This is a genomic window from Candidatus Binatia bacterium, assembly GCA_035631035.1.
GTDB lineage: Bacteria > Eisenbacteria > RBG-16-71-46 > SZUA-252 > SZUA-252 > DASQJL01.
Map to the genome: position 1 here is coordinate 13835 of DASQJL010000002.1, position 18253 is coordinate 32087.

Consider the following 18253-nt stretch of genomic DNA (forward strand, 5'->3'; position numbering starts at 1 on the left):
GAGGCGGTCATGACCCCATCGGGCGAAAGCCTTCATGCGACGCTGAGCCGCGCGCGGCGCTTCCTGGTCTGGCGCGCGGTGGAGCAGGCCGGGTTGGCGCTCGTCGTGGCCGCGATCCTGGTCGCGCTGATCGCGCTCGGGGTCGCGCTCGCCACGCCGCTGCATCGCGACGAATTCGTCCTGATCCGCCTGGGTCTCCTGGGCACCGGCGCGCTCCTCCTCCTGTTCGCGGCGGCCCGCGTGGTGCTGGCCCCCGCGCGTCTCGAGGACGCGGCGCTGGCGACCGGGCGCCTCCTGGGCGAGCGGGACGATGAGCTCCTCGGCGCCCTCGAGCTGGCGCGCTCGGGAGCGGACGAATCGCGCGACTCCGGAGCCCTTCGCGACGCGGCGGTCGGCGCCGCGGCCGCGCGGGCCGCGGGCGCTCCGATCGCGCGGCTCCGCCGGTGGGATGCGCGCGGCCGCTGGCTTCTCGCGGCGGGGGGCACCCTCGTGCTCCTCGGCGCCACCGCGGTCGCCGGAGGGGCCAGGACCCCGGCCGTGCTCCGCCATATCGCCGATCCCCGGACCGCCCCCATCGCGCCGATCGCGATCCGCGTCGATCCGGGCACGCGCGACATCGAGGGCGGCGAGTCGGTCGTGATCCGGGCCTACGTGCGCGGCACGGGACAGCGCCCCAAGCTGGAGGTGGCGGATCGCGGCGACTGGAAGGAAGCGTCGCTCGACGAGGCCGAGGACGCCACCGGCGTGAAGTCCGGCGAGCGCGCGTGGTCGCTCCTCCTCCGGAACGTCAAAGACGATGTCCGCTACAAGGTGCGCGCCGGCAGCCAGGAATCTCCCGTGTACGCGCTCACCGTGCGCGACCTGCCGCGCGCGACCGGCTACCGTGTTCGCTACGACTATCCTCCGTACACCGGCCTCAAATCGGAAGAGAGCCACGCGGTGACGGGCGACCTCGCCGCGCCGCGCGGCACGCGCGCCCACCTCGTCGTCACGCTCAGCCGGAGCGTTCGCCGCGGCGCGCTCCTGTTCGAGGGCGGGCTGTCGATCGCGGCGGAGCCGGGCGAGCGTCTCGCGGCCTTCACGGTGCCGATCCGGGGCGACGACCGCTACACCGCGCGGCTCGAGGACGCGCGCGGCCGACGGGTGGACCTGGGCCCGTTCGAGGTCCGCGGCATTCCCGACCGGCCGCCCACCGTCTCGGTGCTCTCGCCCGGCTCGGTCGAGGACGTGGGACGCGACATGACGGCGACGATCATCGCGGGTGCGACCGACGACTACGGCGTGCGGAAGATCCTGATCCGCTACAAGGTGCGCGACGGGGCCGAGAAGACCGACGTGCTGCACGAGGAGAAGGGAACGGCGCGCGAGCTGGCCGTGCGCTACACGTGGGCGCTCCAGAGCTACTCGCTCCTGCCCGGCGAGGAGGTCGAGTACCGGATCGGGGCGATGGACGGCAACGCGGTGGACGGGCCGCAGACCACCTGGTCCGACGCGCGCCTCCTCCGCTTCCCCTCCGCCTCCGAGATCCTCGCCTCGATGTCGGGCGAGCGCGACGAGACGATCCACTCCCTCGAGGATGCGTGGCAGGACGCGAAGGACCTCTCCCAGAAGGCCGAGGAGCTCTCGCGCGACCTGGGGCGCACCCGCGAAATGACCTGGGAAAAGCAGCAGGAGGCGCAGAAGACCCTGGAGGGGCAGCAGCAGCTCCAGCAGAAGATCGACCAGGTGGCCGACAAGCTGAGCCAGGACGCGGAGAAGCTCAGCCAGTCGCGCGCGCTGAATTCCGATCTGTCGCAGAAGATCCAGGAGCTGCACGAGATCCTGAGCCAGATCAAGGACCAGTCGCTCCTTCGCTCGATCCAGCGGCTCCAGGACGCGATGAAGAATCTCTCGCCGGAGCAGATGCAGGCCGCGCTCCAGAATCTCAAGATGAACCAGGAGCAGGTCATGAAGAGCCTGGAGCGGACCATCGAGATGCTGAAGCAGATCCGCACCGAGGAGAAGATGGAGGCCGCGTCGGAGCGCGCCGCCGAGATGGAACGGCGGCAGATCGCGCTCAACGACTCCCTGTCGCGGGCGAACAAGAGCGAGGAGACGAAGTCGCTGGCGAAGACCCAGCGCGAGAACGAGAAGCTGAGCGCCGAGGAGCGCGCCGCGCTCGACTCGCTGGCCGCCGATCTCAAGGCGATGGACCTCGATGCCTCGAAGGAATCGGAGCAGCTCGCGGACGATCTCGGGGAACAGGGAGCCAAGCCTGATTTCCAGCATGCGTCCGAATCGATGGAGCAGGGCGATCGCGAGAATTCACGCCAGGCCGCCGAGCGGCTGAAGCAGCGCCTCACCCAGCTCCGCCAGGGCGTCGACAAGATGCGCGAGAAGTTCCAGAACAAGCGGAAGAACGAACTCGCGAAGAAGATGGAGGACGCCGCACAGGACCTCCTCGACATCGGAAGGCTGCAGCAGAAGATGCTGAACGATCAGGAGAGCAGCCTCTCCGAGCGCGCCGAGACTCAGAAGGGACTGGAGGACGCGACCACGTCCGTCACGAAGCGGATCGCCGACATCGGCAAGCAGACGCTCCACATCACGCCGGACATCGGGCAGGCGCTGGGACGCGCGCTCACGAACCAGGAGAACTCGGTCGGACGCTACTCCGAGCAGGACCTGGGCGGAGGGCTGATGGCCGGGAAGGAGGCGGCGATCGCGCTGAATCAGGCCGCGGCGGGGCTGCTTCGGAGCAAGCAGTCGATGCAGAGCTCCTCCTCCTCGACCGGTTTCCAGGAGGCGATGGACCGGCTGCAGAGCCTGGCCGGCGAGCAGGAGCAGCTGAACAGCGAGTCGATGGGGATGATGCCGGGCGAAGGACAGCAGGAGGGGAGCCAGGCGAACCGGTTGAGCGAGGGAGAGGGCCAGGCGCTCTCCCGCATGGCCGCCGAGCAGGAGGCGATCCGCCGCGGCCTGGAAGAGACGATGCAGAAGATCGGCAAGGGAGGCGGGACGCTGGGCAACATGGGCGACGTCGGCGACGAGATGAAGAAGGTGGAGCAGGACCTGCGCGGCGGGCGGCTCGATCACGACACCGTGGACCGGCAGCAGCGGATCCTGAGCCGGCTTCTGGATGCGCCGCGCAGCGTGGAGAAGCGGGACTACTCGCGCAAGCGGCAGTCGCGCCCCGGCGTGGACGTGGTGCGCTCCTCGCCCGGCGCGCTCTCGCCCGAGCTTCTCCAGGCGCGCCCCTCGCTGGCCGCGCTGCTCGCGCGGGCGGGGCGCGACCCGGTGGCGCCGCGCTACCGCGCGCTGGTGGACGAGTATCTCCAGTCGGTGCTGGGCGGGAAGGCCAAGTGACCCGACGCGTCCCTGGGACCGGCCGCGCCCGCCACGCCGCGATCGCCCTCGCCGCCCTGCTCGTGACCGCCGCCTTCGGTAGCGCCGGCGCCAAGCCGCGCGACCCCGAGCCCCCGGCCAAGCCCGACGCGCGCGTCCCCTCCCGGACCAACGCTCCGCAGCCGCTCCCGATCCTGAACCGCGACGACCGCCTGCCCGAGGGATACCAGGATCTCGTGCGGCGGCTGATGGCGCGCGGGCCCGGCGACACCCTGGGCGACGGCGTGTTCGCGCTCGCGGAGGGCTCGTTCCATGCGGGCGCGTTCGACGAGGCGGGCGGGCGCTACGCCGACTTCGTGCAGCGCTTCCCGCGGAATCTGCGCGCGAACCTGGCGCTCGAGCGGCTGCTCCTCATGAAGGACGGCCGCGACTTCGGCGACGAGCCGCTCCGGATCTACGCGCGCGCCGACCTCATGCGCGCCGAGGGGCGCGCGGATTCGGCCGAGACCGCGCTGGCCGCCGGCCTCGCCCGCTATCCGGGTACGAAACTGCGCTACCATTTCCGCTACGCGCTGGCGGAGATCGCGCGCGACAAGGGGAACCATGCCGCCGCCATCGAGCAGGCGCTGGCGGTGGCCGACACCTCCGGCGATTCGCGCCTGGCCCCCGCGGCGCTCAAGCTGGCCGGGGACGAGACGCTCGCCATGGGCGGGCCGCCGGAGCGCGCGTCGGGCTACTACCAGTCGCTCCTGGAGCGCTTCCCCGATTCTCCGCTCGCTCCCTCGGTGCGGGAGCGGCTGCTCCAGATCCGAAAGAAGATGCAGCTGTGACCGGCGCCCGGCGGTGGCTCGTCGTTCTCGTCCTGGCGGCCTCGGCGCTCGGCGCCCTTCCCGGCGCGGCCGGCGCGCGGCTCCTGGTCCCGATGGACGACAAGCAGGCCGACCATCTCCGCGCCTACGGGCTCACCTACTGGGCGCTGGAGCGCGGGCTCCACGGGGAGTGGCTGCTCAACTACCGTGGCGGATCGTTCCTTCTCCCCGACAACGCCACGCTCGCGACCGAGGCGGTGGTGCGCGGCGTCACCGTGGAGCCGGTGGACGAGGCGATGGTGGCGCGGATCATGGCCGAGATCGCGGACAACAACATGGAGTCGGTGAAGCTCGAGACGGCGCCGCGGATCGCCGTCTACGTGCCGCCCAGCGCGCCGCCCTGGGACGACGCGGTGCAGCTCGCCCTGGACTACGCGCAGATCCCCTACACCAAGCTGTGGGACGCGGAAGTTCTCGACGGGAAGCTTTCCCAGTACGACTGGCTGCACCTGCACCACGAGGATTTCACGGGCCAGTACGGCAAGTTCTTCGCGGCCTTCGCCACGACCGACTGGTACCGGCGGCAGGTGGCGGAGAACGAGGCGATGGCGCACAGCCGCGGCTTCGCCAAGGTGTCGGAGCTGAAGAAGGCCGTGGCGCGCACGATCAAGGCGTACGTGGCGGCGGGAGGGTTCCTGTTCGCGATGTGCTCGGCGACCGACACCTTCGACATCGCGCTCGCCGCGAAGAACGTGGACATCGTGGGGCCGGAATACGACGGCGACGGGGCCGACCCGCGCGCGGACGCGAAGCTGGACTTCGGCGAGTGCCTCGCCTTCCAGAACTTCCAGCTCGACGAGAACCCCATGGTCTACGAATTCTCCAACATCGATACGACGAACCGCGCCTCCCTGCGCGGCCAGCGCAACGACACCTTCACCCTCTTCGACTTCTCGGCGAAGCAGGACCCGGTTCCGTCGATGCTGGTGCAGGACCACACGGCCGTGGTGCCCGGGTTCATGGGACAGACCACCGGGTTCGAGAAGTCGATGATCAAGCCCGGCATCACGGTCCTCGCCGAGACCCCCGGGGCCGACGACGTGAAGTACCTGCACGGCCATTACGGCAAGGGCACCTTCACCTTCTACGGCGGCCACGACCCCGAGGACTACCAGCACGCCGTGGGCGACCCGCCCACCGATCTGGCCCTCCACAAGCACTCCCCCGGCTACCGGCTCATCCTGAACAACGTCCTCTTCCCGGCCGCGGAGAAGAAGGAGAAGAAGACCTAGCCGGGCCGCGGGCGGTTTGCTACGCTCCGCCCCTGCCATGTACGATCCGAGCCGCGAGTACACGACCAGCGTTCTCATCGTGGGCGTCACCGGCGCGATCGGGCGGGCGGTGGCCCGCGACCTGATCGTGAACGGCTACCGCGTCTACGGCCTGATCCGCGATGCCGAATCCCGGGACCGCCTTCCCTACGGCGTCGTCGGCGTGGTGGGGGACGTGCGCGCTCCCCAGACGTGGGAAACCGCGATCGAGCGGACGCAGGTCGTCGTGAACTGCTCCTTTCCGAGAGACCTGTCCACCGGCGCCCTCACCTACGAAGACGCCGAGCGCGAAGCGGACGACCTGGCCGCGATCCTGGACCGCCTGTGCGACCTGGTCCGGCGCAGAAAGCGCCGCCTGGTGCACACCTTCGGCGCGCTCCTCTACGAGCCCGACGCCAACGGATGGGTGCGCGAGACCTCGGCCATCGCTTCGGGGCGCGGCTACGGCGTGCGCCATCGCCGGACCTATCCCGTCTTCGAGAAGCACCGGAAGAAGGGGCTCCGGGCGATGAGCGTGAACCCGGCGTTCGTCTACGGGCGCGGCGGCTGGTTCGAACATGGGCTGGTCGAGCCGCTCACCCGCGGGCAGGCGGTCCTGATCGGCGACGGCCACCAGACGATGCACTACGTGGCCGCCTCCGACGCGGCCAGCGGATACCGTCTCGCGATCGAGCACGGCCTGGACGGCGAGGATTACCTGCTGGGCGACGACCGCCCCTCCACCCTCGGCGAGTTCACCCGGCTGGTCGCGCGCGAGCTGGGGGTGCCCGAGCCGCGCTCGGTTCCCGAGGAGGAGCTGGTGGGGCAGCTCGGCCCCTGGAACGTCGACGCCTACACCTTCTGTCCCAAAGTGGACTCGACCAAGGCGCGCGAACGGCTTGGCTGGACCCCGCGCTATTCGACGATCGAAGAAGGCGTCCCCGCCGCGATCCGCGAGTACAAGCGCGCGCAGCTTCAGGCGGCGGCCGGCTAATCGTCGTGCGGCTGCGCCCGATACGCCGCCGCTTCGCTTCGCTTCTACCCGCCGCCCTCTTCGCGCTCCCGCTCTTCGCCTCCTGCGCTCCCGCGCCCGCCGAATCCTGGTGGCGGCACGTCCGCTGGCTCGCCGACGACGCCCGCCAGGGTCGCCAGACGGGAAGCCCCGGCTACCTCGCCGCGGCGCAGTACGTCGCGCACGAGTTCGAGATGGCGGGAGCGCGCCCCGCGGGAACCGCCGGCTGGTTTCAGCCGGCCTCCTTCGTCGCGCGGAGAGTGGTCGAGCCGGAGTGCTCGGTCGTTCTGAGCCGCCGGGATCGCGCCGACACGCTCGATCTCGGGGAGGACGCGCTGCTCTCCGCGTCGCTCGATGCCGCCGATTCGATCGATGCCCCCGCCGTGTTCGTCGGGCACGGTCTCGAGCTGCCCGAGTCGGGCTTGCGCGACCTGGACGGGCTGGACCTGCGGGGCGCGGTCGCGGTCTACCTGCGCGGCGCGCCGCGCGACGTCCCCTCCACGGTCGCCGCCCATGCCCAATCCACGGGCGAACGTTGGGCGCGGCTCCGCGAGCGCGGCGCGATCGGCCTGGTCACGATCTCCAATCCCAAGGTGCGGTCGCTCCCGTGGGAGCGCGCGAGGCTCACCCGCCTCGAGGAGGGTTTCACGCTGGCCGATTCCTCCCTGGACGAGAAGGGAGGGATGCGCTTCGCCCTGTACGCCAATCCCGATCGCGCAGAGCGGTTCTTCCAGGGGAGCGGGCACACCTTTGCGGAGATTCTCCAGCGGGCCGACGCGAACCAGCCGCTTCCCCGGTTCGCGCTCCCCTACAGGATCCGCGCGCGGGTCCGGCTCACGCGGCGGGCCGTGGAGAGTCCGAACGTGGTCGGCGTGATCCCGGGGAGCGACCCCGTGCTGCGCGGCGAGTCGATCGTGCTCTCGGCGCACCTCGATCACCTGGGGATCGGCGCGCCGATCGCGGGCGACTCGATCTACAACGGCGCAATGGACAACGCGAGCGGGGTGGCGACGCTGATCGAGATCGCTCGCGCGCTGCGCTCGGGCTCCCCGCCGCGGCGCTCCATCGTGCTCCTCGCGGTGACGGGCGAGGAGGAGGGACTCCTCGGCTCGCGCGTGTTCGCGGCGCATCCGCCCGCAGCCGTGGGGCGCATGGTGGCGGACCTCAATCTGGACATGTTCCTGCCGATCGCTCCGCTCCGCTCCGTGATCGCCTACGGAGCCGACGAGTCGGATCTCGGCGACTGGTTCCGGGCCGCCGCGGAGTCCTCGAGCGTGAAGGTGGAGCCCGATCCGGAGCCCGCCCAGAACATCTTCGTTCGAAGCGACCAGTACAGCCTGGTGCGCGCCGGGGTTCCGTCGCTTTTCGTGGAGATCGGTCCCGGCGGCGACTCGGCCGTGGTGCGGCGGTTCCAGCTCTGGAGGAAGAACCGCTACCACGCGCCTTCCGACGACACGCGCCAGCCGATCGACTTCCGCGCGGCCGACGACTTCAACCGGCTCTTGCTCCGGTTCACCCGCGACGTGGCCGACCGTCCCGCGCGGCCTCGGTGGAAGCCCTCCTCGTTCTTCCGGCGCTACGAGCCGGGGCCGAGCTAGAAGCCCTTCTCGCTCGCGATGACGAGGGTCGTGCGGCTCGGAGAGAGATTGACCGTGTTCTGGGGCCCCAGCAGCGACTTGGCCGCCTGGAGCAGCGACTTGTCCGCGGAGATGACCGACACTCCGACGAGGACGCCCACGTCCGGGAACCGGGACTGCCCCCCGTTCGTGATCCAGTTGTCATAGTCGATCTTGTACGTGCTCTTGAAGAAGATCATGTCGCGCGGAAGGTAAGGCGCGAGCTCCACCGGCACGACTCCGGCCTGCTCCTCGGGGGGCCAGTGCTGGTGGTCGCCGAAATACAGGTACACGGCCGCGCGCACGGCCTGGATGTCGGCGACGGCCTGAGCGGCGCGCACGTCGCGCATGAAGTTCATGTAGTTCGGGATGGCGACGGCCGCGAGGATGCCGACCACCGTCATGGCGACGGCGAGCTCGAGCATCGTCAGCCCCTTGGAGAATCCTCGGAGCACCCCGGTTCCGGCTCCTTCCTTGGCGATCGTCGGCGCTTCGTGCGACGGTGTTCCGCGCTAGGAGTATCGGCGCTCCGTGGGGCGTTCTTGAAGGCGTGAACCCGATGGCGGAGGAGCCGTTGGGCCGCTGGGCGGAGGAGGACGGGGCCGCCGCGGGTGAGCAGGGGCCGCCCCCCCGGCGGCCCGCATGCGATGTGGAGGGGGGAATCCTCAGCCGGCGCGTCCGCCGGCCCGGTCGGGGGGACCGGTCCAAGCCCCGGAAGGCGCGAACGCCCTCCGGGGCGAAGCGCTCAGATCGGGAGCCAGTAGGTGATCTTGGCGAGCAGCGTGTTCTCGGGCTCGTTCCGGAACAGGGTGCGCGTGCCGAGGCCGCTCTCGAAGCGGTTGGGGTCGATCGAAAACATCGAGCGATCCTCGAACCGCTCGCGGCTCTGCTTCCAGACCAGGAAGAAGGTGCTCCCCGGGCGGTACTGCCACCGGTAGACCACGTTCACGTTCATCGACGAGTAGCTGAAATCGTTGTCCCGGAAATCGTAGGGCGTCGTGGGGTTGTTGCTCGCGTCCACGTTGTGCCCGGCGTAGTTCACCAGGTCGTAGCTGTCGGCTCGCGCCAGCTCCCGCGCCCGGCTGTATTTGCCCACCGTGAGGAACGGCTCCGCATAGACCTCGAGCGACTGGTTGCGGGTGAAGAGCAGGCTCGAGCGCAGCGTGACCGACGCCGTCTGCTGGTGGATGTCGCCGAAGATGTAGGAGATCCCGCCGATCCCCTGCCCGCCGTAGATCGATACGGGGCGCTGGTCCAGGTACTGGGTGTCGTCGTAGCGGTTGTGATAGCCCAGGCTCAGCGTGTGGTTGACCGCGCTCGACTGGTTCCAGTTGATGTTGGTGGTCAGGTCGAGCGAGACGTTCTGCGCGACGTCCTTGTTCCAGCTCGTCTCGAACGACGCGTTCAGGTTCTTCCGGCGATCGGTGGAGGCGCCGACCCAGCCCCCGTAGGTGAGCGGCTCGCTGATGACGGGACCGCCGCGCGTCTCGTAGCGGTGGTGCCCCCAGTCGTTGAAGAGGGCGCCGAACCACGCTTCGCGGAAGTTCTTGAACTGCATCCAGCCGTTGATGTTCGACGCCAGGTACTGCGGATGGCCCGCTTCGTAGTGCCAGGCGGGCATTCCCGTGCCGAGGTCGTATCCGGTCCGCCCCGCGTACATCCAGGAGCGGTTGAAGTTGAAGTTGAGATTGGCGCTGTTGTACACGCGGCTCTTTCCTTCGGGATTGAACCGCCGCTGCAGCCACGCGTAGCTGTTGATCTCGTCCGGGGCCTGGAGATAGCCCAGATCGTTGATGTCGAGCTTGGCCGATTCCCACCGGCCGCCGACGTTCCCGCGCCATTTCCCGCCCATGCGGTCGACCTGGAACGTGCCTCCGGTGCCGTAGCGCGGCGCGTCGCTCGCCCCCGGCGCCGGCTCGGAGTTGATGATCGAGCCCACGAAGGAGCCGCTGGCGCGCCAGGACCGGTGCAGCGAGGTGAGCGCGAAGTCCAGCCCGCTCGTGTAGGCTTCGCGCGAGGCGCGGTCGCCCCAGGTGGCGCGATCGGCCGTGTTGAGAACCCCGGTCTGCATGAAGTTGATCTGATGGCGCCCCTGCGCGAACTCCTTGCCGAAGCGTCCCACGAAGAAGCGCGACAGCCGGTCGCCGCTCTTGAAGATGTTGTGCGCCTGCCCGTCCTGCGTGAGATCGGTGGAGGCGGCGAGCGCGGCGACCGAGATCCCGCCCACCGTCTTGCCGGTCAGCTTCCCGGCGTAGCGGATCCGGGCGTTCTCATCGCCGGTGCCGATGCGCCGCGAGTAGAAGAGGTTGAACGTGGGATGCTGGAAGAAGCGGCTCCCCTCGACGAAGAAGGGGCGCTTCTCCTGGTAGGAGGTCTCGAACGGCGACAGGTTGAGCACGGCGGGATCCGCCTCCACCTGGCCGAAATCGGGCTGCACCGTCGCGTTCAGCGTCAGGTCCGACGTGACCCCGTACTTGAAGTCCGCGCCGGCGTCCTGGAACCCGTCCAGGCGGTCGGGCCGGCTCGGGGAGGAGATCATGGCGTGGTCGGTCTCGCGCTGCACCACGTACGGGAGCACCTCGATCTGGCGCGGAGCGCGGATCCCGCGCAGCCCCGTGAGCTGGCCGAACTGGCTCACGAAGCCGGCCTGCTTCCGGTCCCAGGTGTGCCAGGCCGTGTCCTGTCCCAGCCCCTGCATGAAGCGCCAGACGTTGAGTCCCCAGGTCATGTCCTCGCCCGAGCGGTAGCGGATCGCCGAGAAGGGGATCCGGATCTCGGCGTACCACCCCTGGTCGTCGCGCGAGGTCTCCGCTTCCCACACCGCGTCCCAGTCGTCGTCGTTGCCGTCGCCGTTGTTATAGATGTAGGAGTCGAGCTGCACGCCCAGCGGGTTCACCTTGAAGGCATAGCCCGTCGTGTGGTCGTGATAGGGATCGAGGTAGATCGCGACGATGTCCGAGTTCGTCATGTGGTCGCGGCGCGTCAGCGTGGCCGCGATCTTCGCCTTCGGATCGCTCTTCAGGCAGGCGATGCCGAAGTAGACGGCGCCCTCGTCGTACGCGACCTTGAAGACCGTCTGCTCCGCGGGGGCCACGCCGCGGTCGGGCTCCCACACGGTGAATCCGCGGGCTGCCGGCGCGGCCTGCCACGCGGCGTCGTCGAGATGGCCGTCGAGACGGATCTCCTGATTGTCGAGACGGTAGGCCTGGATCGTCGGGCTCGTCGACTTGCGGCCGTCGGCGGAATCGGCGTACGAGGGCCCCTCGTCGGTCGGTGAGAAGCCGGGAAGCGCGGCGGCCGGCGCGGCCGCGAACGCTCCGATACCCAGGGCGAGGACGAGCGGCAGAACCGGCATGACGCAGGCGGAACGGATACGGGCTCCTGCGCGGGACATAGGCGATCTCCTTACGCGGCGAGGCTCGAGGGCCAACGGAATCACTACCGGCTTCGGTTGCCTGGAAGTTTCGACCGGTCGTGCGCTGCGTAGGGTTTCGACAGGGCCTGGGGCGGTTAGGTTGGAGCCGGTCCGCTCTCGGAGCCCAGGACCTCGGCCAGGAGCCGGTGAAACCGGTGCACCCCCTGCTCGCGGGTGGGGGAGTAGCGTCCCCGCTCGTACAGGCGGGAACGGACGCCGCGCTGCACGCTCTCGACGATGACTTCGTCCTCGCGCTCCACGCGGTCCAGGGCCGCGCCGGCTCCCCGGTCGAGGCGCGAAGGATCCCACACGTACGCGAGGAAGAGCACCTTCGTCCGGTCCACGTCCAGCGGGCGGACCACGTTCACGGAGATGCCCCACGGATAGAAGTTGAACATCAGATTCGGGAAGAGCCACCAGTAGTAGGCGGCGATCCTCCGGCCGTGGTCGGGCGAGGAGCGCGGCAGGTCGAACGCGTCCTCTCCCTCCTTGGCCACACCCACCTGCAGCACCGAGAGCCCGTGCGTCTCGGTCGTGTACTGGCCATAGTCGAGGGCGTCCGAGAGCGCGGCGTGCACGTAGGGGATATGGAACCCCTCGAGATAGTTGTCGCAGTAGAGCGCCCAGTTGGCGCGCACGATGTATTCGCGGGTCCGCGACGGATCCAGCGCCGCGTCGGCGATCGGCATCCAGCCGCACCGGGCGTCCATCGGTCCGACGAGGGTCTCGAGCGGCACGGCGGGGCGGAGCGAGGCGAAGAGGAACTTCCCCCACGTCCCGAACGGGACGCGCGGAAGATCGTCGGCCGGCGACGGGAAGCCCTGCGTCCGGTCGAACTCCGGCATCGAGTGGAACCGCCCATCCAGGGCGAAGCGCCGGCCGTGATAGCGGCAGCGCAGGACGTGCTCGACCCCCTCGCTTTCGACGACCAGGTTGCCCCGGTGCGTGCAGACGTTGGAGAGGCAATGGACCCGGTCTTCGGCATCTCGGGTGAGCAGGACCGGCTCGTCGATCATCCCCTCCAGCAGGGACACGGGGCAGACCTGCCCGGGAACCTTGACGCGATCGGTATCCCCCGCCAGCTGCCAGGAGGGGACGAAGACCCGCTCGCGGCTCGCCGCGAAGACCCCGGGGTCGGAGTAGACCCAGGCGGGGAGCGTGGAGGCGGCGCGGATATCCTCCGCGATGGAAAAGCTTCGGAACGGGCCCATGGAGGCCGATGAGAATAGGGATTCAAACGACGCCCCGCCACGGGATTCGCTGGGTTATGATGGGCCCGCGCGCGCCGTACCCCAAGGACAGGAGTCCGACCCGTGATCGTGTTGCTGATCGTTCTCGCCCTGCTGGTGCTGATCCTTCTCGTCCCGCCGATCCGCCGCAATCTCATCACGAGGCCCCTGATGCCGCTGGTCGCCGGGGCGCTGCCCCGGATGGGCGACACCGAGCGGATCGCGCTCGAGGCGGGGAGCGTCTGGTGGGAGGCGGAGCTCTTCTCCGGCCGGCCGGAGTGGAAGCGGCTCCTCGCGTTCCGCGCCAAGGCGCTCACCGACGAGGAGCGCGCCTTCCTGGCGGGCCCGGTCGAGGAGCTCTGCCGGATGCTGAACGAGTGGGAGGTCATGAAGGGCCACGATCTCCCGCCGGAGGTCTGGAGCTTCCTCAAGAAGCAGCGCTTCTTCGGAATGATCATCCCCAAGGAATACGACGGGCTGGGGTTCTCGGCGAACGCGCACTCGGCCGTGATCACCAGGATCTCCAGCCGGAGCGTCACGGCCTCGGTCACCGCCATGGTGCCGAACTCGCTCGGTCCGGCCGAGCTGCTCCTCCACTACGGGACCGAGGAGCAGAAGCGGCACTACCTGCCGCGCCTGGCGCGCGGCGAGGATATCCCCTGCTTCGCGCTGACCGAGCCCGAGGCGGGGAGCGACGCCACCTCGCAGAAGAGCGTCGGCATCGTGACGAAGGGGATCTACCAGGGGCGCGAGGTGCTGGGCATGCGCCTCAACTGGTCGAAGCGCTACATCACGCTGAGCCCCGTCGCCACCGTGATCGGTCTCGCGTTCGTGCTGCGCGACCCCGACCGGCTCCTGGGCGACAAGGAAGAGATCGGGATCACCTGCGCGCTCCTTCCCGCGAGCCTGCCGGGGATCATGATCGGACCGCGCCACGATCCGCTCGGGGTTCCCTTCCTGAACGGGCCGACCGAAGGACACGACGTCTTCGCGCCGCTCGACGCCATCATCGGCGGGAGCGCCAACGCGGGGATCGGCTGGCGGATGCTGATGGAGACCCTGGCCTCCGGCCGGGGCATCTCGCTTCCCTCGCTCGCGGTGGGCTGCGCCCAGCTCGCCACCCGGACCGTCACCGCCTACGCGAACGTTCGGGAGCAGTTCGGCCTTCCGATCGGGCGCTTCGAAGGGATCGAGGAGCCGATCGCGCGGATCGGCGGGCGCACCTACCTCATGGACGCGGCGCGGCGGCTGTCGCTGGGCGCGATCGACGAGGGGCAGAAGCCCGCGGTCATCTCGGCCATCGTGAAGCGCTATCTGACCGAGGGGATGCGCTCGGTGGTGAACGACGCGATGGACGTCCAGGCCGGCGCGGCGATCTCGCGCGGCCCGCGCAACGTCATGGCGCCCGCCTACGCCGCGGTGCCGGTCGGGATCACGGTGGAGGGCGCGAACATCCTCACCCGGTCGCTCATCATCTACGGCCAGGGGGCGATCCGCTGCCATCCCTACGTGCAGCGGGAGATGGCCGCTATCGCCAGGCGCGACCTGGCGGCCTTCGATCGCGCTTTCTTCGGCCACCTGGGGCACGTCCTCTCGACGGTGGGGCGCGCGTTCCTGGACGGGTTGACCGGAGGAGCGTTCGAGGGCGTTCCCGTGAGCGGTCCCGCACGGCCCCTGTTCGGAAGGCTCTCCCACCTGAGCGCGGCGTTCGCGCTCACGTCCGAGGCGGCGATGGCGACGCTGGGCGGAACGCTCAAGCGGCGCGAGCGGCTGAGCGGGCGCCTGGCGGACGCGCTGGCGTATCTCTACCTTTCCTCCGCGGCGCTCAAGCGCTTCGTGGACGACGGGCAGCTCCGCCGCGACCTGCCGCTCGTGCGCTGGTCCTGCGACTTCGCCTTCCATGAGATCGAGACGGCGATCGCCGGCGTTCTCGACAACCTGCCGAACCGGCCGGCGGCCTGGCTGGTCCGGTTCGCGGCGTTCCCGCTCGGCTTCCGGGCCAAGGCCCCCTCGGACCGTCTCAGCTCGGCGGTCGCCCGCGGCCTGCTCGACGACCGCGCGCTCCGGCTGGCCATGACGACGGACGTCTACATCCCTCCCGCCGGGGAGGGGAGCCTCGGCCGGCTCGAGGCGGCCTACGCCAAGGTGGTCGCGGCCCAGCCGATCGACCGGAAGCTCAAGGAGGCCGTCCGGGCCAGGCGGATCCCCGCCCATCTCGATACGGAGGCGCAGCTTGCCGCGGCCCTGACGGCGGGCGTGATCGACGAGGACGAGCGGCGGATCTGGCGCGAGGCGGACGTGGCGCGGCGCGACGCGATCCAGGTGGACGCGTTTCCGCTGGAGCAGTTCGCGGAGCTGCCGGTCTAGGAGGCGCCAGGATCTCCGGCTCTGCAAAAAACTGAGGTTCTGCAAATAACTGAAAAACAGTTTGCGTTGCGCCCCCGGCGTGGCCGTAGAATCGTGGCCGGTCGAGGCACTGTTCTGGTATACTTGTTGGACACGTAAGGCAACTCCCCTACAGCCTAGGCGAACCGCTTGCACCTGCGCGACTTCCGCATCCTGATCGGCTTCGCCGTGGCACTGGTTTCCGCTGTGCCGGCGTTCGCTGCGACTTCCCCGGCAGGACCGGTACGCCCGGCCGATCGCGGCGTGATCCGCGAAGAATTCCCCATCCCCACCACGCCCCCGTCCACGACGGTCCCGCTCTCCAAGAGGCTGCCGCTCCTCACGCCGCCGCCGCTGGAAGAGACGGTCGTGTTCCAGGACAGCCTGAACGCGCTCACGATCAACAATCAGGGGAACTGGACCCACGTCGACAACTCGGCCAAGCCGACGGCGTGGCACCTCGACACCTTCTACGGTTGCCAGGGGAACGGCTGGTGGTGCGGGCGGATCGACTCGACCTGGATCTACGACACCAACCGGGCCGGTTACGAGAACAGCTGGACGCAGTATCTCCAGAACGGCGTCTGGCTGGACAGCCTGCCGAACAACACGTCGATCAAGCTTTCCTTCCGTCATCATCTCAACGTGGAGCAGGGCTTCGACTTCGGCAGGATCGAGGTGTACGACCTCAGCCAGAACGATTGGGTGACGATCGCCAACTATACCGGGAAGGTGCCCAACAACGGGACCTGCGACACGGCCACGGTGATCATTCCCGACTCGATCGCCACCGTGTTCTACTCGATCGTGGACCGTTCGCAGCACCAGAAGGTCCAGTTCCGATTCTCCTTCCTCAGCGACGCCGCCTACTCGTCCCAGGACGGCCTCTATGACGGCGATGGCTGGGCCATCGACAACATCACCGTCAAGGTCGGCACCCAGCTCCGCTTCTTCGACAACTGCGAGAACGGCCAGGGCAGCTGGACTCCCTCGATCTTCCCGCCGGTGGGCGACCTGTACGCGATCAGCAACAACGTGTTCACCGAGGACATCTGCACCACCAACCGCACCAACGTGTGGTCGGATTGGGACGCCTCCACGCTCTCGGTGGTGCCGCGCCTGGACAACCTCCTCCGGACCCCGTCCGTCTTCATCAACAAGCCTGGCGAGGGCTTCGTCGTCTTCGACGTCTACCGGAATCTGCCGGCCGCCGCGTGCTTCTTCTACCACCTGCGCTACCGCACCCGGAACACCGGAGAGCCGGTATGGACCGAGTGGGTGGATCCGACGCGCGTCCTCTACTACGGCGCTTCCAAGGACTGGGCGCGGCAGAAGGTGGTGCTCCCCGGCGCGGCGAACCGGGACTCGGTGCAGGTCGAGTTCGGACTGACCGACTACGGCAGCATCTACTGTGACGGGATCGGATCGTCGAACGGGGTCTACACCTTCTTCGACAACGTCGCCGTCGGCGTGGTCACCGTGGCGCCCCCCATCTTCATCCAGCGCGACATCGACCTCTTCAACGACACGTTCAGCACGACCGCCTTCTTCAAGGACGACAACTTCAACACGGCGCTGGGTGACAGCGCGGTGGTCGAGGTGAGCTGCTCGCGAGGGTACAAGACGGGGTTCATGTACTACCGGTTCAATGGAGGCTCCTGGAGCTCCACGCCGCTCGGAAAATCGGCCGCCGCGCTCCCGAACCTGCGCTACGCGGACGTGCCGGCCGCCGCGTATCCGGCAAACACCAATCTCGAATACTACTTCGGCGTCACCGACAGCACGGACGCCACGACCTACCTGCCGGCGGGAGCGATCACCGACGGCACGTATTTCCAGGCCGCGATCCTGCCGCTGAAAACGGCGACGAATCCGGCGAACGCCTGCTTCGACAGCCTCGCCACCGTACTCTTCATCAACAACTACTCGGGTCGGGAGCCGAAGAACCTCTGGGCCGACGCCCTGAAAGCACAGGGCTACAAATTCGACACGTGGGATGTGAACGCCCCCACCAGCGCCCTGGGGAATACTCCCGGGGGCGCCAGCACCTCCGGTCCCTACGATTGGCCGCCGACGCCGGTGAGCGCGCTGACCCAGTACTCCACGATCATCTGGCATGCGGGCAGCCTGACCGCGTTCACGCTGTCGCAGCAGGATCAGGCACTGCTCCAAACCTGGATCCAGCAAACGGGCAAGAGTCGAAATCTCTGGATCGGCGGAGACAACGTCGCCTACGACCTGACCGTGAACAGCCTGGACTACAACTCGTTCCTGTCGTTCACCTGCGGGATGAAATACCTGCGCGACATGTGGGAGAACGCGCCCCAGGACACGCTGCACCCGCTGGTTCAAGGCTTCGCCGGGTCCCCGACGGCCGGACGCTTCATGCACGTGAACGACGACTGTCCGATTCTCGACAAGAACGACCTGATCGCCACGTCGACGCAGGGCGCGGCGAATGGAAAGGTCGGCATCGCGCTCAAGTACCCGAACAACTTCGCCGCCGCGACCCGGTACGCCACGAAGTACGTCTCGTTCGGCTCGGACAGCGCGCGGGTCTTCTTCCAGGGGTTCAATTTCAGCAACATCGAAGAGGGCGGGGAGCGTCTCAATTACGCGAAGAACATCATGCAGGGCTACTTCGGGGTGGCCAACTGCTACAGCCCGTCCGGCGTCGATGAAGATCCGGGTTCCGGCGCGCCGGCGATCCGCAACACCCTCGGCCAGAACGCGCCGAATCCGTTCAATCCCAGCACCGTCATCCGCTACTCGGTCGCCGAGACCGGCCCCGTCACGATCCGGATCTTCAACGCGGGCGGCGCCCTGGTGCGCACGCTGGTGGACGGCCAGCACGCCCCCGGCGAGTACACCGTGCGCTGGGACGGCAAGGACGCGAACGGCCAGCGCCTGAGCAGCGGCGTCTACTTCTACCGCATCGAGACCGGCGCCGGCTTCCGCGATTCGAAGAAGCTCATCCTCCTGAAGTAGTCGGGGCGGGCTTCGGCAGCTCGAAGCCGCTCCCGCAGAGCCGGCTCTGGCGCTCTCGACGACAGCCCTCACAAACTTCGGTCACTCCTCGTACGGTCTCGGCGTGAGGCGCGCTTGCGTGTCGGAAATTCGCGACATCTGTCCACCCATTTCACCGCTGCTAGC

At 68.8% G+C, this 18253-nt stretch carries 10 protein-coding genes; 7 read left to right on the forward strand and 3 right to left on the reverse strand.

Annotated features, from left to right (window positions below):
- Positions 1–9 precede the first annotated feature (9 nt).
- The 5 genes from VE326_00095 to VE326_00115 all read left to right on the forward strand — a co-directional run bounded on the left by VE326_00095 (position 10) and on the right by VE326_00115 (position 8053).
- The gene (locus VE326_00095) at positions 10–3345 is read left to right on the forward strand and encodes a hypothetical protein (GenBank protein HYJ31599.1); all 3336 of its coding nucleotides are present in this window, start codon (positions 10–12) and stop codon (positions 3343–3345) included.
- Entirely contained in the window at positions 3342–4154 is an 813-nt protein-coding gene (locus tag VE326_00100) for a hypothetical protein (protein HYJ31600.1), read from the forward strand. Before VE326_00095 ends, VE326_00100 begins: the two co-directional genes overlap by 4 nt.
- 92 nt (positions 4155–4246) lie before the next feature.
- Positions 4247–5425, forward strand: a complete 1179-nt coding sequence (locus tag VE326_00105) for an asparagine synthetase B (GenBank protein HYJ31601.1) — start codon at positions 4247–4249, stop codon at positions 5423–5425.
- Positions 5426–5462: 37 nt separating this feature from the next.
- The gene (locus tag VE326_00110; GenBank protein HYJ31602.1) at positions 5463–6437 is read left to right on the forward strand and encodes an NAD(P)-dependent oxidoreductase; all 975 of its coding nucleotides are present in this window, start codon (positions 5463–5465) and stop codon (positions 6435–6437) included.
- 5 nt (positions 6438–6442) lie between these two features.
- On the forward strand, positions 6443–8053 hold the full coding sequence (locus VE326_00115; protein HYJ31603.1) for a M28 family peptidase: 1611 nt from the start codon (positions 6443–6445) through the stop codon (positions 8051–8053).
- Here the strand turns inward: VE326_00115 and VE326_00120 are convergent.
- The 3 genes from VE326_00120 to VE326_00130 all read right to left on the reverse strand — a co-directional run bounded on the left by VE326_00120 (position 8050) and on the right by VE326_00130 (position 12697).
- On the reverse strand, positions 8050–8526 hold the full coding sequence (locus tag VE326_00120) for a type II secretion system protein (GenBank protein HYJ31604.1): 477 nt from the start codon (positions 8524–8526) through the stop codon (positions 8050–8052). The two genes, VE326_00115 and VE326_00120, sit on opposite strands and share 4 nt — an antisense overlap.
- A gap of 290 nt (positions 8527–8816) precedes the next feature.
- Positions 8817–11426: a DUF5916 domain-containing protein gene (locus tag VE326_00125; GenBank protein ID HYJ31605.1), complete on the reverse strand. Its 2610-nt coding sequence runs from the start codon at positions 11424–11426 to the stop codon at positions 8817–8819.
- 155 nt (positions 11427–11581) lie between these two features.
- A complete protein-coding gene (locus VE326_00130) occupies positions 11582–12697 on the reverse strand; it encodes an aromatic ring-hydroxylating dioxygenase subunit alpha (GenBank protein HYJ31606.1) in 1116 nt (371 codons plus the stop codon).
- 102 nt (positions 12698–12799) lie between these two features.
- On the opposite strand from VE326_00130, the gene VE326_00135 reads away from it, so the two are divergent.
- The gene (locus tag VE326_00135) at positions 12800–15082 is read left to right on the forward strand and encodes an acyl-CoA dehydrogenase (protein HYJ31607.1); all 2283 of its coding nucleotides are present in this window, start codon (positions 12800–12802) and stop codon (positions 15080–15082) included.
- Between the two features lie 282 nt (positions 15083–15364).
- Complete coding sequence (locus VE326_00140) at positions 15365–18088, forward strand: FlgD immunoglobulin-like domain containing protein (protein HYJ31608.1); 2724 nt, start codon at positions 15365–15367, stop codon at positions 18086–18088.
- The last annotated feature ends 165 nt before the right edge of the window (positions 18089–18253 follow it).

Bases quoted from the DNA above. Each gene is read 5' to 3' on its own strand.
- VE326_00125 (HYJ31605.1), bottom strand. From the start codon at position 11,426: ATGCCGGTTCTGCCGCTCGTCCTCGCCCTGGGTATCGGAGCGTTCGCG.
- VE326_00095 (HYJ31599.1), top strand. From the start codon at position 10: ATGACCCCATCGGGCGAAAGCCTTCATGCGACGCTGAGCCGCGCGCGG.
- VE326_00130 (HYJ31606.1), bottom strand. From the start codon at position 12,697: ATGGGCCCGTTCCGAAGCTTTTCCATCGCGGAGGATATCCGCGCCGCC.
- VE326_00110 (HYJ31602.1), top strand. From the start codon at position 5,463: ATGTACGATCCGAGCCGCGAGTACACGACCAGCGTTCTCATCGTGGGC.
- VE326_00105 (HYJ31601.1), top strand. From the start codon at position 4,247: ATGGACGACAAGCAGGCCGACCATCTCCGCGCCTACGGGCTCACCTAC.